At 64.4% G+C, this 15,964-nt stretch carries 13 protein-coding genes; 6 read left to right on the top strand and 7 right to left on the bottom strand.

Annotation, left to right across the window (positions count from 1 at the left end):
* Positions 1–200: 200 nt before the first annotated feature.
* The gene (locus WHT83_RS05905) at positions 201–1,028 is read right to left on the bottom strand and encodes a ferredoxin--NADP reductase (protein WP_406873253.1); all 828 of its coding nucleotides are present in this window, start codon (positions 1,026–1,028) and stop codon (positions 201–203) included.
* Positions 1,029–1,214: 186 nt separating this feature from the next.
* On the opposite strand from WHT83_RS05905, the gene WHT83_RS05900 reads away from it, so the two are divergent.
* Both WHT83_RS05900 and WHT83_RS05895 read left to right on the top strand, forming a co-directional pair.
* Positions 1,215–3,284 (top strand): hydantoinase/oxoprolinase family protein, encoded by a 2,070-nt coding sequence (locus WHT83_RS05900; protein WP_406873252.1) that lies wholly within the window; start codon positions 1,215–1,217, stop codon positions 3,282–3,284.
* 169 nt (positions 3,285–3,453) lie between these two features.
* On the top strand, positions 3,454–5,187 hold the full coding sequence (locus WHT83_RS05895; protein WP_406873251.1) for a hydantoinase B/oxoprolinase family protein: 1,734 nt from the start codon (positions 3,454–3,456) through the stop codon (positions 5,185–5,187).
* A gap of 167 nt (positions 5,188–5,354) precedes the next feature.
* Here WHT83_RS05895 and WHT83_RS05890 read toward each other — a convergent pair whose 3' ends face one another.
* From WHT83_RS05890 to WHT83_RS05865, 6 genes are all read right to left on the bottom strand, one after another.
* Entirely contained in the window at positions 5,355–6,353 is a 999-nt protein-coding gene (locus WHT83_RS05890; RefSeq protein ID WP_108605777.1) for an ABC transporter ATP-binding protein, read from the bottom strand.
* Between the two features lie 15 nt (positions 6,354–6,368).
* A complete protein-coding gene (locus tag WHT83_RS05885) occupies positions 6,369–7,433 on the bottom strand; it encodes a Gfo/Idh/MocA family protein (protein WP_406873250.1) in 1,065 nt (354 codons plus the stop codon).
* On the bottom strand, positions 7,430–8,269 hold the full coding sequence (locus WHT83_RS05880) for a carbohydrate ABC transporter permease (RefSeq protein ID WP_108605779.1): 840 nt from the start codon (positions 8,267–8,269) through the stop codon (positions 7,430–7,432). Before WHT83_RS05880 ends, WHT83_RS05885 begins: the two co-directional genes overlap by 4 nt.
* 7 nt (positions 8,270–8,276) lie before the next feature.
* On the bottom strand, positions 8,277–9,218 hold the full coding sequence (locus WHT83_RS05875; RefSeq protein ID WP_108605780.1) for a carbohydrate ABC transporter permease: 942 nt from the start codon (positions 9,216–9,218) through the stop codon (positions 8,277–8,279).
* Between the two features lie 216 nt (positions 9,219–9,434).
* The gene (locus WHT83_RS05870; protein ID WP_108609584.1) at positions 9,435–10,691 is read right to left on the bottom strand and encodes an ABC transporter substrate-binding protein; all 1,257 of its coding nucleotides are present in this window, start codon (positions 10,689–10,691) and stop codon (positions 9,435–9,437) included.
* Positions 10,692–10,724: 33 nt separating this feature from the next.
* Positions 10,725–11,639: an N-acetylmuramic acid 6-phosphate etherase gene (locus tag WHT83_RS05865; protein ID WP_406873249.1), complete on the bottom strand. Its 915-nt coding sequence runs from the start codon at positions 11,637–11,639 to the stop codon at positions 10,725–10,727.
* Positions 11,640–11,836: 197 nt separating this feature from the next.
* On the opposite strand from WHT83_RS05865, the gene WHT83_RS05860 reads away from it, so the two are divergent.
* The 4 genes from WHT83_RS05860 to nagA are packed head-to-tail and all read left to right on the top strand — an operon-like array spanning position 11,837 to position 15,675.
* On the top strand, positions 11,837–12,718 hold the full coding sequence (locus tag WHT83_RS05860; protein WP_108605782.1) for an N-acetylglucosamine kinase: 882 nt from the start codon (positions 11,837–11,839) through the stop codon (positions 12,716–12,718).
* A complete protein-coding gene (locus WHT83_RS05855) occupies positions 12,711–13,499 on the top strand; it encodes a GntR family transcriptional regulator (protein WP_406873248.1) in 789 nt (262 codons plus the stop codon). The genes WHT83_RS05860 and WHT83_RS05855 overlap by 8 nt, the downstream gene beginning before the upstream one ends.
* Positions 13,500–13,513: 14 nt before the next feature.
* Positions 13,514–14,524 (top strand): SIS domain-containing protein, encoded by a 1,011-nt coding sequence (locus tag WHT83_RS05850; protein ID WP_406873936.1) that lies wholly within the window; start codon positions 13,514–13,516, stop codon positions 14,522–14,524.
* Entirely contained in the window at positions 14,521–15,675 is a 1,155-nt protein-coding gene (gene nagA, locus WHT83_RS05845; protein WP_406873247.1) for an N-acetylglucosamine-6-phosphate deacetylase, read from the top strand. Before WHT83_RS05850 ends, nagA begins: the two co-directional genes overlap by 4 nt.
* Positions 15,676–15,964 lie beyond the last annotated feature (289 nt).

The following is a 15,964-nucleotide window of genomic DNA, read 5'->3' as shown; positions in this document are numbered from 1 at the left end:
TGCCCAGCATTCAAGTGACACTGTGGCGGGCGAAACATCTCAGGCACCGCCTGGCGCGGCGCGACAAAGAATAGCCCGCGGAGCGACGCTCCACGAGCCCCTAGGGCCGGAAGATAGACGAAAAACCCAAAGGGGTGCAGCGGTATTTTGACCGGATGGTCAAGGCGTCGGATCGGCAGCCGGTCCGACGCAATCAGCCGTCAGCCGACAAAGGCGCGCTCGACGACGAAGGTGCCCGGCTCGTTGAGCGAGCCTTCGACGAAGCCGAGGCTTTCGGCGAGTTCCTTGACGTCCTTCAGCATGTGCATCGAGCCACAAATCATGATGCGGTCGGTCTCGGGATCGAACTTGTCGATGTCGAGGTCGCTGAAGAACTTGCCCGACGAGATCAGCGCGGTGATGCGGCCCATGCGCTCGGATTCCTCGCGCGTCGTCGAATTGTAAAGCGTCACGCGGCCGTGGGTCAGTTCGCCGATCAGCGGATCGTTCTCGAGATTGGCGACCAGTTCCTGGCCATAGGCCAGTTCGGCAACGTCGCGGCAGGTGTGAGTCAAAACGACCTGTTCGTAGCGCTCATAGGTGTCCGGATCGCGCAACAGGCTGGCGAAGGGTGCTATGCCGGTGCCGGTCGAGATCATGAACAGGCGCTTGCCCGGGGTCAGCGCGTCGAGCACCAGCGTCCCGGTCGACTTCTGGCGCATCAGCACGGTGTCGCCGGGCTGGATCTTCTGCAACTCGGAGGTCAGCGGGCCATCCGGCACCTTGATCGAGAAGAACTCGACTTCATCGTCCCAGGACGGGCTTGCCACCGAATAGGCGCGGTAGACTGGCTTTTCGGCATTGGGCAGGCCGATCATAACGAATTCGCCCGAGCGGAAGCGCAGCGACTGAGGCCGGGTGATGCGGAAGGCGAAGAGGCGATCCGTGTAATGCTTCACCGAAACAACCGTTTCGGCGTAGACATTGGCAGGGATGGGGAACTGAAGCGGCTTTGCGTCGGCCGTCTTCAGCGCTGCTGCAGTGTTCATCGATCAAACCTCTCGCCCGGCGCGGGCGGCGTTTCTGGACCGGCGCGCTGCGGAAATACAGGCAAAGTGTGGGGCCTTGTTCGCCTTATTAATTAGTATACAAATGATATCAGCGTCAAGATTGTGGCATAAAACGCCTTTCTAAACTGGCACATGATCGTAGTCCGGGCTTTTCGGGATTAGTCCATGGACGAGAATATTCCCGCAAACGCGGGAAATGTCGTGGCAGGCATCGACGTGGGCGGGACCTTCACCGACCTGCTGCTGGTCGACGGCGCGAATGGCGGCGCGGTCCGCATCGCCAAGACGCCGACGACGGTCGACAACCAGGCACATGGCGTCATCGCCGCGCTTGCCGAGACAGGCTTTGCCATCGCCGATATCGACCTCATCGTCCACGGCACGACGACCACCACCAATGCGGTGCTGGAGCGGCGGCTGGCGAGGACGGGCATGATCACGACGCGCGGTTTCCGCGACGTGATCGAGCTCGGCCGCCGCACCCGTCCCCAGCCTTATGGCATGACAGGCACTTTCGTGCCGGTCATCCCGCGCAACCTCCGGCTCGAAGTCAGCGAGCGCGTCGAGGCCTCGGGGCGCGTGCGCGAGCCACTCGACGAGGACGGCATGCGGGCGGCGGTGCACGAACTGGTTGCCGCCGGCTGCGAAGCGCTGGTGATCCATTTCCTGCACGCCTATGCCAACCCGGCGCACGAGCGCCGTGCCGCCGAGATCGCCGCCGAGGCCTGGCCGAACGGGTACATCACGACCGGACACTCGCTGCTGTCGGAGGCGCGCGAGTTCGAGCGCGGGGTGACTGCCTCGGTCAATGCAGCCGTGCAGCCGATCCTCGAACGTTATGTCGCGCGGCTGCGCGATGAACTGGCGAGCCGTGGCTATGGCCGCGACTTCCTGATCATGAACGGCAATGGCGGCATGATCTCGGCGCGCTTCGTCACCCGCGAGGCGGCGAAGACCGTCATGTCCGGCCCGGCCTCGGGCGTGATCGCCGCCGCCTATACCGGACGCCGAGCCGGCTTCGAGAACCTCGTCACCTACGACATGGGCGGCACCTCGACCGATGTGGCGCTGATCCTCAATGCCGAGCCGGCGGTGTCGAACGAGATCGAGATCGAATATGCGATGCCGATCCATGTGCCGATGGTGGCGGTGCACACGGTGGGCGCCGGCGGCGGCTCGATCGCGCGCGTCGATGCCTCCGGACTGATCCAGGTCGGGCCGGAGAGTGCCGGGGCCAATCCCGGACCGATCTGCTATGGCCGCGGCGGTACCGAGCCGACGATCACTGACGCCAACCTGGTGCTCGGGCGGCTCGACCCGAAGAAGCTGCTGGCGGTCGACGCCCCCGTCACGGTCGAGGCGGTGCGCAATGTCTTCGCAGACAGGATCGGCAAGACGACCGGGCTCGACGGGGTCGAGGCAGCAGGCGCGGTGCTGCGGCTGGGCAATATCAGGATGGCGGGCGCCATCCGCATGGTGTCGGTATCGCGCGGCCACGACCCGCGCGATTTCACGCTGTTTGCCTTCGGCGGCGCCGGGCCGCTGCATGCCTCGGCGCTGGCCCGCGAACTCGGCCTTCCCCGCGTTCTGGTGCCGGCGCGACCGGGCATCACCAATGCGCTGGGCTGCGTCGTCGCCGACCTGCGCCACGACTTCGTCAACACGATCAACCAGCCGGTGGCGACGCTCGACGAGCAGCGGGCGCGGGCCGTGCTGGCGCAACACCGGGCCGAGGGCGAGACGCTGATCGCCAAAGAGGCGATCCGGCCCCGCAGCATCCGCGTCAGCCATTCCGCCGACATGCAGTTTATCGGCCAGACGCATCTCATCAACGTGCCGCTGCCCTCGGCAGAAGTCGACCGCGCCACGCTGCAGGCACTATTCGAAAGGGCCTATTTCGCCCGCTTCAAGGTCGAGCTGCCGGAAATCCGCGCCAACCTCGTCAACCTCAACACCTCGGTGACTGGCTTGCGTCCCGACATCGACCTCAGCCGGCTGATCGATCCCGCCGGACGGGCGGCAACGCTTGCGGGAGCGCTGCGCGAGGTCAGGCCGGTGTGGTTCGAGGGCGGCTGGCGCGACACGCCGGTTTATGAGCGCGAAAAACTGCCGCTCGACGCCGCGATCGAAGGACCGGCCATCCTCGAGCAGATGGACGCAACGACGGTGTTGGAGCCTGGAGATAGGGCGCGGAGCGATGGGGATGGGAATATTGTTGTACAGGTGGGGAGTTGATGAAGCCCCCCTCACCGTCTCGCTTCGCTCGCCACCTCTCCCCCACTCCGTGGAGGCGAGGAACCCAAGCTAGACAAGCGCCGTCGTCCAAGCAGCGATTCCTCTCCCCCGGGCAGGGAGAGAGGTGGTTTGAGCAGGGGGTGCTGTTGCTCAGCAGAAGGGCGACGTCATGACCCTCGACGCCATCACGCTTTCGGTCATCCAGGCGGCGCTGCAGCAGACCTGCGACGAGATGGACCTGACATTCTCGCGCGCGGCTTTCTCGCCCGTCATCGCCGAGGCCAACGACCGCTCCGACGGCATCTACTCCGCCGTCGACGGCTCGTTGATCGCGCAGGGGTCGCAAGGGCTGCCGGTGTTTGTCGGCGTGATGCAGCACTCGACCAAAACCATCATCGAGATGATTGCCGACGGGCATGTGCTGCCGCCCGAGCCGGGGGACATCTACGTCGTCAACGACCCCTATCTCGGCGGCACGCATCTGATGGACGTGCGTTTCGCCATGCCGGTGTGGCGCCAAGGAAAAATCTTCTGCTGGCTGTCCAACACCGGCCACTGGCCTGATATCGGCGGCGCGGTGCCGGGCGGCTTTTCCGCCTCGGCGACTGCGGTCGAGCAGGAAGGCCTGCGCCTGCCGCCGGTCAAGCTGTTCAAGAAAGGGGTCATGGACCCCGAGATCTACGCCATCATCTGCTCCAACATCCGGGTGGCAGACCAGCGCATCGGCGATATCCGCGCCCAGGCGGCAGCGCTCCATGTCGGGCAGGGCAGGCTGTTCCAGATCCTGGATCGTTACGGTGACGAAACCGTTGTTGAGGCCATCGCCGAGCTGCGAAGCCGGGCGGCCGAACAGATGCGGGCGCATATCGCGTTCCTGCCCGACGGCACGTACAGGTCTAAGGCCTTCGTCGATTCCGACGGGGTGGTCGACGCGCCGCTGACGATCGCGCTATCGGTCAAAAAGGCCGGCGATACGCTGACCTTCGACTTCTCAGGCTCGTCGAAACCATGCATTGGGCCGATGAACAGCGTCTTGGCCACGACCTTGTCGTCGGTCTACCTCGCCATGCGCCACATCTTCCCCGACGTGCCGATCAGTGCGGGCGCTTTCGAGCCCCTGATCGTCAAGCGGCCGGAAGGCACGTTCCTTGATGCCAGATATCCGCGACCGGTTTCAGGATGCGCGGCGGAGGTTTCCCAGCGCATCGCCGAAGCGGTGTTCGCGGCAATGGTGCAGGCAGCACCCGACAAGGTGACGGCATCACCGGCCGGCTCAAGCGGCAACTTCGCGCTCGGCGGCAACGACCCGGCGCGCGGCCGCGACTATGTCATGTACCAGATCTCCGGCGGCGGCTATGGCGGCAATTCAGACCATGACGGGCTGTCGAATGGCTGCTCGACCATCGGCATCTCGAAATCGCCGCCGGTCGAGATCATGGAGCAGGCCTATCCGGTGCTCTACCGGCAATACGCGTTGCGCGAAGGCTCGGGCGGCGCGGGCAAGCAGCGCGGCGGCTTCGGCCTCGCCTACGAGATAGAGCTGTTGCGCGGCGAAGCCCGCGCCTCCTTCGTCATGGACCATGGCCGCTTCGGCCCGCAGGGCGCGCTCGGAGGCAAGGATGGTGCCGTCAATACGGTGACAGTTTTTCGCGACGGGCAGCCGCATGTGCCGCCGCATCTGTCGAAGGAGCAGGACATTCCGCTCAAGGCCGGCGACCGGGTTCTGGTCAGCACGCCGGGCGGCGGCGGTTATGGCGATCCGCTTTCACGCGATCCCGAACTGGTGCTGCGCGATGTCGGGCTCGGCTACTACACGCGCGAGCAGGCAGCTGCGATGTTCGGGGTGGTGAGTGGGGATGATGGCGTGGATGTGATTTCCACCTCGCAACTACGAGCGAAGTAGCCCCCTCACCGGCCGCTTCACGGCCACCTCTCCCCCACTCCGTGGGGAGAGGAAACGCTAACCGTGAAGGCTGGGTCACAACAGAACTTGGGTTCCTCGCCCCATGCCATGGGGGAGAGGTGGTTCGCGCAGCGAACCGGTGAGGGGGCCGTTGTCTACTGCCGCTGTCAGCCCAGCGCCCGCCCATCCGCGTCGAAGCGATAAGTGCGCGCCGCATCGGGCGTCGCGTACAGCGTGGCGCCAGGGCCGGTCTGGTACTCACCGAAGAGGCGGATGGTGACGAGGCCGGCCTTTTCCGTCTCAAGGAAGACGTTGGTGTCGGCGCCGAGATGTTCGGCGTGGATGACCGTGCCCTTCCAGGCGCCAGAGGTGTCGCTGACTGCGATATGCTCGGGGCGAACACCGACCGTCTTGGCGGTTTCGCCCAGCCGCGCGCCGTCGATGAAGTTCATCTTGGGCGAGCCTATGAAGCCCGCGACGAACAAGTTCGCCGGCTTGTTGTAGAGCTCCATCGGCGCACCGACCTGCTCGACGCGGCCGGCATTGAGCACGACGATCCGGTCGGCCAGCGTCATCGCCTCGACCTGGTCGTGGGTGACATAGACCATCGTCGCCTTGAGCCGGTTGTGCAGCTGGGCGATCTCCAGGCGCGTGTTGACGCGAAGCGCCGCGTCGAGGTTCGACAGCGGCTCGTCGAACAGGAACAGCTTCGGTTCGCGCACCAGGGCGCGGCCGATGGCGACGCGCTGGCGCTGGCCGCCGGAGAGCTCTGCCGGACGACGCTTGAGATAGGGTTCCAGCGACAGCATCGCCGAAGATGCGCCGATGCGCTGGTCGATCTCGGCGGCCGGCGTTCCCGCCTGCTTGAGGCCGAGCGCCATGTTATCGCGCACGTTGAGATGCGGATAGAGCGCATAGGTCTGGAACACCATGGCGATGCCGCGTTTGGCGGGCGGCGCGTTGGTGACCCTCTGGCCGTCTATCAGCACGTCGCCCGACGATGCGTCCTCGAGGCCGGCGATGATGCGCAGCAGCGTCGACTTTCCGCAGCCGGACGGGCCGACGAACACGACGAACTCGCCGTCCTTGACGTCGAGGTCGATGCCTTTCAGCACCTCGACCGGGCCGAAGGACTTTTTGACATTTTCGATCTTGAGCGAACCCACGGGCTTTTCCTGTCTCTAGAGCTTCACGGGGCGGCCGGTGCGGACGCTTTCGTCCGCAGCCAGGCACACGCGCAGCGATTTGACGGCGTCATCCATATGACGGGTGAGGTCGATGTCCTCGCGGATGGCCTTCAGCACGAAGGCCTGCTCGCGGTCGCAAAGGCCCTGGTGGCCAGGCTCGTCCTTCATCGACAAGTCCTCGTCGGAATGGACGAAATTGCCATCGGCACCGAGATCGGCGCGGTGGACGCGGATCATGCTGGTCTTGGTGTGGGCATCGACGTCATCCGACTTGGTGGCGGCTTCGTTGACGACGATCGAGACACTGCCCTTGGGCGAGATGACGTCCTTCACGAAGAAGGCGGTCTCCGACATCATCGGTCCCCAGCCTGCCTCGTACCAGCCGACCGAGCCGTCGGCGAACAGCACCTGGAGGTGACCGTAATTATACATCGCCGGATCGATCTCGTCGGTCATGCGCAGGCCCATGCCGCGCACCTCGACCGGCTCGGCATCGGTGATCTGGCACATCACGTCGAGATAGTGGACACCGCAGTCGACGATCGGCGAGGTCGTCTTCATCAGCTGCTTGTGGGTGTCCCACTTGTGGCCGGAAGACTGCTGGTTGAGGTTCATGCGGAAGACGTAGGGACCGCCGAGCGCACGCGCCTCGCCGATCAGCCGCATCCAGGAAGGGTGATGGCGCAGGATGTAGCCGATCACCAGCTTGCGGCCATTGGCCTTGGCGCAGGCGACGACGCGCTCCGCGTCGGCAACGGTGGTTGCCAGCGGCTTCTCGAGGAAGACATGGCAACCGGCTTCCAGCGCCATGACCGCGTAGTCGGCATGGCTGTCGGAATAGGTGTTGATCGAGGCCACGTCAGGCTTCAAATCGCGGATCGTGCCTTCGAACGAGCGCTGGATGGCGTAGCCTTCCATGCCCGCGGGCAGCTGCACATCGGAACGGTTGACGAGGGCTGCGATCTCGAAGCCGGGGTTGTTGTGATAGGCCAGCGCATGGCTGCGGCCCATGTTGCCGAGGCCGGCGACGACGACGCGTAGGGGCTTTTCAGTGCTCACTTGACTGCTCCGGAAGTGATGCCGCGGATCAGCTGCCGCGAGAAGAATAGATAGAGGACGAGCACCGGCAGGATGGCGAGCGACAGCGCCGCCAGCACGGCGTTCCAGTTGGTGACGAACTGGCCGATGAAGACCTGGGCGCCGAGCGTGACGGTCTTGGTCGACTCTCCGGGCGCCAGGATCAGCGGGAACCACAAATCGTTCCAGATCGGGATCATGGTGAAGACAGCGACGGTCGCCATGGCCGGGCGGACCAGCGGCAGGACGAGACGGAAGAAGATGCGGTATTCCGAGAGCCCATCGATGCGGCCGGCATTCTTGAGGTCGTCCGACACCTGCTTCATGAACTCGGAGAGTATGAAAACGGCGAGCGGCAGGCCTTGAGCCGTGTAGACCAGGACAAGTGCTGTCAGCGTGTTGACCAGCCCTGACGCCACCATCAGCTGCAGGATCGCGACGGTGCCGAGGCGGATCGGGATCATGATGCCGAGGGCCAGATAGAGGCCCATCATGGTGTTGCCCTTGAAGCGGTATTCCGACAACGCGAACGCCGCCATGGCACCAAACAGCAGCACCAGGAACAGCGAGGCGACGGTGACCGTCAGGCTGTTCTGGAAATACTGGATGAAGTCGCCCTGCGCCATCACAGTGGTGTAGCCGATGAGGTCGAAGGTCTCGGCCGTCGGCGGCGTCAGCGGCGAGCGGAAGATCGCGGCCCGCGACTTGAACGAGTTGACGACGATGACGATCACCGGGAACAGCGCGATGACGGTGTAGGTCAAAAGGATCGCGTGTGCGCCGATGGTGCGCGGCAGGGATGTGGCAGCCTTGCTCATGACACCCTCAGAACTGGTAGCGGCGCAGCCGCGTCTGGATGAGGAAAAGGTAGACGCAGACGCCGGTGAGGATGATGAAGAACATCATCGAGGCGATGGTGGCGCCCATGTTCGGATCGCCCGTCTGCAGCTGGAAGCCGAAGAAGGTGCGGTAGAGGAACGTGCCGAGGATATCGGTGGCATAGTTCGGGCCGGCCAGCGCGCCCTGCGCCGAATAGATCAGGTCGAAGGCGTTGAAGTTGCCGACGAAGGTCAGGATCGAGATGATGCCGATCGAAGGCAGGATCAGCGGCAGCTTGATCTTCCAGAACTGGGAGAAGCCGGTGACGCCGTCGCATTCGGCAGCCTCAATGACCTCTTCTGGGATCGACAGCATAGCGGCATAGATCAGCATCATCGGGATGCCGACAAATTGCCATACCGAGATCAGGCTGAGCGCGGTCAGCGCATATTCTTCCTTGCCGAGCCAGGGCACGAACAGGCTTTTGAGACCAACCATATCGAGCAGGTTGGGCGCGACACCCCACAAGGGGCTCAGGATCAGCTTCCAGGCGAAGCCGACGATGACGAAGGACAGTATGGTCGGAATGAAGATTGCCGTGCGGTAGAAGGCGGAGAACCGCAGCTTGGGGCTCGACAGCAGGGCGGCAAGCAGGATGCCGATCGGATTCTGCACCAGCATATGGATGATGAAGAACCAGGTATTGTTGCCGAGCGCGTTCCAGAACGAGTTCGACCAGCGCGGATCGCCGAACAGCGTTCGGAAATTTTCGAGGCCGGTGAAGACCTGCACATTGTCTATGCTGCGGAACAACGACAGCTGCAGCGTGCCGAACAGTGGCAGGATCATCACGGCGGTGTAGACCAGGAGGGCCGGCGCGAGGAAGACGGCAATGTGCCAACGCGTCGGTCTCTTGTCTTGGCTATGCTCTAGGCTTTGCTCCGACATCTCAAATTCCCTGGTCCGGCCGTGTCGGGCCGTTGATGGTGATAGCGAGGATGGACCTCAGCGGGCTTCCCGCCAACGGCCGTCGGAAGCAGTAGCGCATCTTTGTACGCCAACGTTCAACCCCAGATTTCGAGTCCGCAAGGTTCGAATGTCCGAGGGGTGGGAGAGCGCCGCCGAAGCGGCGCCCTCCCGAGCGAGCATCAAGCCCGCCGCATCTTACTTAGCCGGCTTGTACCAGCTGTCGAGGCCCTTCTGCAGTTCGGCAGCAGCGGCTTCCGGGGTCTCAGTGCCGTTGATGACGTTGGCCGACTTGACCCAGGTCTCGTTCTCGAGGTTCGGGGTGCCGCGCGACAGGATCTGGTAGGTCGAGCGGATGGTCGGCTTGCACTTCTCACGCCAGGAGACGAATTCCTGGGCGAGCGGGTCTTCCATCTTCACCGGCGCCGAGTTCAGGCTGAAGAAGCCCGGCAGCGCGTTGGCGTAGATCGTGGCGAATTCAGGCGAAGCGACCCAGGACAGGAAGGCCTTGGCGGCATCGGCATTCGCGCTCTTGGGGTTCAGGCCCAGGCCGATATCGGTGTGGTCGGAGATGTAGCAGGTGTCGCCAGCCTTCTGGACCGGCGGCGGGAAGGCGCCCATCTTGAACTGCGCCTGGGTGTTGAAGGTCGAGATCTCCCACGAGCCGGCCGGGAAGATCGCGGCGCGGCCGAGCGTGAACAGGTTCTGGCTGTCGGGGTAGCTCTGCGCCTCGAAGCCGTCGCCGAGATAAGGCTTCCACTTGGCGAGCGTCGCAAACGGCGCAACCCAGTCGGCATCGGTCAGCTTCTGCTCGCCCTTGATGAGCGCCAGACGGCCTTCCTCGCCCTTCCAGTAGTTCGGGCCGATGTTCTGGTAGCCCATGGTCGCGGCTTCCCAGAGATCCTTGGTGCCCATCGCCATCGGGATGTAGGTGCCGTCAGCCTTGATCTTGTCGAGGGCGGCGAAGAACTCTTCTTCGGTCGCCGGCACGGCAATGCCGAGCTTGTCGAAGGCTTCCTTGTTGTAGATGAAGCCATGAATGACGGACGCCATCGGCACGCAGAAGGTCGCCTTGCCGTCGTCGGTCTGCCAGGCGGACTTGGCGACATCGGAGAAGTTCTCCATGCCGGGCAGCGCAGTCAGATCGGCAAGTTGACCCTTGCCATAGAGGTCGATCGACGTGAACGGACGGCAGGTGATGAGATCGCCAGCCGAGCCAGCATCGAGCTTGGCGTTGAGCGCGGCGTTGTACTCGGTCGGAGCCGACGGCGAGAAGGTGACCTTGATGCCGGGGTTCTTGGCTTCGAACGCCGGGATCAGCTTTTCCTGCCAGATGGCGAGGTCGTCATTGCGCCAGCTCTCGATGGTCAGCGTCTTGTCCTGGGCGAGCGCGATCCCGGCGGAGCCGAGGATGCTGGACGCCATCAGAAGTCCAGTAAGCAACCTATGTTTCATTTCCATTCTCCCTGTTTACTTTCTCTCGGGCCTCTACTGATGAGAGCCTCTGCTCCCCTCGAGCTTCGACAGAGCGGACCTCAGTTTCTGGCCCGCCCCATCCAGAAGTTGGTTTGCCGCCTCCGGGCTTGCCGCACCCGAGGCCAAAAGGATCGCCACCTTGACCGAACCGCCGCTCATTTCGAGCAGGGTTTTCGCGGTGGCCGTGTCGCAGCCTGCAATCGCCGAGACGATGCGTGCGGCGCGCTCGTGCAGCTTGATGTTGTCGGCATGAAGATTGACCATGTAACCGTCATGGACATGGCCGAGATGGACGGCGACGAGCGTCGACATCATGTTGAGCGCGATCTTCTGGGCCGTACCGGCGCCCATGCGGGTCGAGCCGGCAACGACTTCCGGCGGCGTGCCAAGCAGGACCGAAATTTCGGCGATGCCGAACATCGGCGCACCGGCATTGTTGGCGACCGCAATCGTTGCAGCACCACGGCGCCGGGCCTCTTCGAGCGCGCCTATGGCAAAAGGCGTCGAGCCGCTGGCCGAGATGGCGATCAGGCAATCACCGGCATTCAGCCCGGCAGCGGCGACTTCTTTCATGGCCTGCCCGGCATCGTCTTCCGGCGCACCGATGAGATTGACAAGGCTGTCGGTGCCGCCCGCAAGCAGGATGACTACGCGGTCGCGGGGAATGCCGAAGGTTCCGGGAAGCTCAAGCGCGTCGGCCAGCGCCATAAGGCCTGAACTGCCGGCCGCGGCATAGACAAGACGTCCGCCGGCAGCGAGGCGCTCGGCAATCTTGGCGGCAGCTTCGGCAACTGCGGGGATGGCAGCGTGAACGGCACCGGCAGCCTCGACCTGCGCTGCGGCAAGCAGGCGAAGAACGGATTCAGGTGCCTGAGCATCAATGCCCCCGGCATCTTTATGCACCGCTTCGGTACGCGTTGGCGCCATTCTGTCTCTCCCTTTCATCGACAATACCAAAAAAATACCACTTGTCCAGCGGCGTTAACAAATTCCTTTGCTGCAATGCAAGGCAGGCCGAAAAATCTATAAAATTCAACATAATGCGGAAGTCTGTCCGGAAGCGGGAATTTAACACTTGGCTATTGGTATTTTATTGGTATTATCCATCACGAGGAGAAAACGCCGTGGATCTTGTGCTCGGGATAGATGGTGGCGGCACCGGCTGCCGGGCCGCACTGGCCAGCGCGACCGGCGACATTCTGGGTCGCGGGCGGGGCGGACCCGCCAATATACGCACCGACCTCGCAGGCGCCTGTGAAAATATCGTCGAAGCCGCACGTCTGGCATTTGCCGATGCCGGCCGCGACCCCGCGCTGATCGGCACGACCGATGCCGTGCTCGGCCTCGCCGGCGCCAATGTCGGCGACTACAAGCAGCGGCTCGAAGCCATGCTGCCGTTCCGGAACAGCCGCATCGAAAACGACTCGCTGATCTCGCTCGAAGGCGCGCTCGGCGAATATGACGGCGCCATTGCCGCCCTTGGAACCGGCACCGTCTATCTGGCACGCCAGAAAGGACAGCTCCGCCCCGTCGGCGGCTGGGGCTTCCAGATCGGCGATCTCGGCAGCGGCGCGCGCATCGGCCGCGACCTTTTGCAGGAAACGCTGCTGGTCCATGACAAGGTCCATGCCGGCACGCCGCTCGCCGACATCATGCTCGAGCGTTTCAACCGCGACCCCAGCGACATCGTCGAATTCACCACGGCTGCCAAGCCCGGCGACTACGGTGCATTCGCGCCAATGGTGTTCGAGCACGCAGCGAAAGGCGACGCTCTCGGCCAGAAGCTTGTCGAGCGTGCCGTCGCCGACGTCGAGGAAACGCTCGCTGTCTTCGATCTGGCGCCAACCGAGCGGCTGTGCCTGCTTGGCGGGCTTGCCGGCCTCTATGCGCCACTGCTTTCGAAGCGCTACCGCGCGATCATGCATCCGCCGCTGCAGGACGCGCTCGGCGGCGCCGTGGCAATGGCGGCCAGGACATTCGGCAAGGCGGGAGGCGGCCATGGATGACGCCGCCGAGCGGGTTTTCGCAGCCCTGCGCGACGTCAGCCAGAGCGGCGCGCCGCTCTACCTGCAGCTCAAGAAGAACATCGAGGATGCAGTCAGGCGCGGACTGATCGGCCCCGGCGATGCCCTGCCTTCGGAACGCGACATCGCAGCCCAGGCCGACATTTCCCGCGTCACCGTGCGCAAGGCGGTGCAGGACCTGGTCAAGTCCGGCGTGCTGGTCCAGCGCCATGGCTCCGGCACCTTCGTTGCGCCGCGGATGGAGCGTGTCGAGCAATCGCTGTCGCGGCTGACGTCGTTCACCGAAGACATGGCCCGGCGCGGCATGGCGGCGCGCTCGCAATGGCTCGAGCGCGGCGTCTACCCGCCCTCGCCCGACGAGATGATGGTGCTCGGGCTGTCAGCGAGCGAGCTCGTCTCCAGGCTGAGCCGCCTGCGCATCGCCGACGAGACGCCGCTGGCGATCGAACGCGCGGCAATCTCGGCTTCGGTGCTGCCCGACCCTCGCGAAGTCACAACGTCGCTCTATATGGCATTGGGCAAGACCGGCCACCGGCCGGTGCGCGCCGTGCAGCGCATCTCGGCGGTCAATCTCGGCGGCGCCGAGGCCAAGCTGCTGGTCGTGCCGGAAGGTTCGGCCTGCCTGCAGATCGAGCGCATCTCATACCTTGCCAGCGGCAAGGTGATCGAGTTCACCAAGTCGATCTACCGTGGCGACGCCTATGACTTCGTCGCTGAACTAAGGCTACCCGGCCCGGATGGGCAAGAAGGAGACATCGCTTGAACGCGACAACGCACATGCGGCGCGAAATCGCCGAAATCCCCGAAGCGACTGCGCGCCTGCTCGAAGGTTCAGCCAACGAACTGGCCGAAACCGGCCTGCATCTCAAGCGCGCGGCGCCGCGCTTCGTCACCACCGTTGCGCGCGGCTCCTCCGACCATGCGGCGTCCTTCCTCAAATATGCCATCGAGCTGACCGCCGGTCTCCCCGTGGCTTCGATTGGCCCGTCGATCTCGTCGATCTACGGCGCTGAGCTGAAGCTCGCCGATTCCGCCTGCCTTGCTATTTCGCAGTCGGGCAAGAGCCCCGACATCGTCGCCATGGCGGAAGGCGCCCGCGCCGGCGGCGCGCTGACGATCGCGCTCACCAACACCGCCGGCTCGCCACTGGCAGCCGCATCCGACCATGCCATCGACATCCAGGCAGGCGTCGAAAAAAGCGTCGCGGCGACAAAGACCTTCGTCAATTCGGCGGTAGCGGGCCTGGCCGTGCTCGCCCACTGGACCAGCGACGACAAGTTGCTCGCAGCATTGAAGGCCCTGCCCGAGCATTTCGCCAAGGCAGTCGAATGCGACTGGATGGACATTGCCGGGGACCTGACCGACGGCAATTCGCTGTTCATCCTCGGCCGCGGCCCGTCCTTTGCCATCGCAAACGAGGCGGCGCTGAAGTTCAAGGAAACCTGCGCCATGCACGCCGAATCCTACAGTGCGGCAGAGGTCATGCACGGCCCGCTGGCACTGGTGCGGCCGGGCTTCCCGGTGCTGGCGCTTGCCGCCCGCGACGCCTCGGAGCCGTCGATCGCCGAAGCCGCCGACGGCCTTGCCGGGCGCGGTGCCGCGATCCACATCACGTCTTCGCTGGCCAAAAAGGCCAAGGTGCTGCCGCATGTCGCCACCGGCCATCCGCTGACCGATCCGCTGATGCTGATCGCCTCGTTCTACGGCTTCGTCGAGGCCTTCGCCCGCCATCGCGGCCTCGACCCCGACAGCCCGCCCAATCTCAGGAAAGTGACCGAAACGATATGAGCGATCGTTTTGCGATAGCTGCGGGGCGCATCTTCGACGGAGAGGCGTGGCACGACGATGCCGCGCTCATCGTCGCTGAAGGGCTGGTCGAGGGCATCGTCGAGCGCGACGCTGTTCCGGCCGGCGTGACGATGACGGATGGCGGCGCCATGCTCGTCCCCGGCTTCATCGACCTCCAGGTCAATGGCGGCGGCGGGCTGATGCTCAACGACAAGCCCGACGCCGACACGCTCGACATCATCTGCAAGGCGCAGATGCCGTTCGGCACGACGGCGGTGCTGCCAACGCTGATCACCGACACCCCCGAGATCACGCGCTCGACCATCGCCGCGGGTGCGGAAGCAGCGAAGCGCAAGATGCCCGGCTTCCTCGGCCTGCATCTCGAGGGGCCGCATCTGTCGCTCTCCCGCAAGGGCGCGCACGATCCCAAGCTGATCCACCCGATGGACGCGGCGGAGCAGGCAGCGCTCATCGCCGCACGCCCGTCGATGCCTGTGCTGCTGACCACGGTGGCACCAGAATCGGTGACGGTAGCGCAGGTCAAGAGGCTGGCGGATGCCGGCGTCGTCGTCAGCCTCGGCCACACCGACACCAGCTACCGCACGGCGAAGCAATATGCCGAGGCGGGCGCGTCGATGGCGACGCATCTGTTCAACGCCATGAGCCAGATCGGCAACCGCGAGCCCGGCCTTGCCGGAGCGGCAGTCGACATCGGCACCTTCTCCGCAGGGCTGATCGCCGACGGTATCCACGTCGACCCGGCAACAATGCAGATCGCGCTCAAGGCCAAGAACGGGCCGGCGCGCATCTTCCTGGTCACCGACGCGATGGCAACCATCGGCACCGATCTCCAATCGTTCCAGCTCAACGGCCGCACCATCAAGCGCGAGAACGGACGGCTGACACTGGAAGACGGCACGCTTGCCGGCGCCGACCTCGACATGATCTCGGCGATCCGCTTCATGCACGAGATCGGCTACGACCTCGGCGAGGCGATCCGCATGGCCTCGCTCTATCCGGCGGAGGCGGTCGGGCAGGAAAAGCGCCTCGGGCGGCTGGCCAAGGGCTACGCGGCGAACGCCGTGCAGCTGACCGACACGCTCGACGTGTCAGGCACCTGGATCGACGGCAAGAAGGTGTTTTCGGCGTAGGTTGGATGGGGCGCAATGCTCCCTCGCAGCTTGCCTAACGACCTGCTTTCGCGCTCACACCCCCACCCCTAACCCCTCCCCACAAGGGGGAGGGGGACCGACCGTTCAGCGCCAAAGTTCGACAATCCAGGCCGAAGCCGTGAGGAGCTAGTTCCCCTCCCCTTGTGGGGAGGGTTAGGGGTGGGGGTATTTCTGTTCGAATTGGGGGCGAGGATCCAAGTCCGCGTACGGCGGCGCTGCCCCTCATCAGCCTGCCGGCACCTTCTCCCCGTAATGACGGGGAGAAGGG

Origin of the sequence: Aminobacter sp. P9b (assembly GCF_045345995.1) — a bacterium.
GTDB lineage: Bacteria > Pseudomonadota > Alphaproteobacteria > Rhizobiales > Rhizobiaceae > Aminobacter > Aminobacter niigataensis.
Note: the sequence above shows the minus strand (reverse complement) of the source record. Positions and strands in the feature narration are given on the sequence as shown.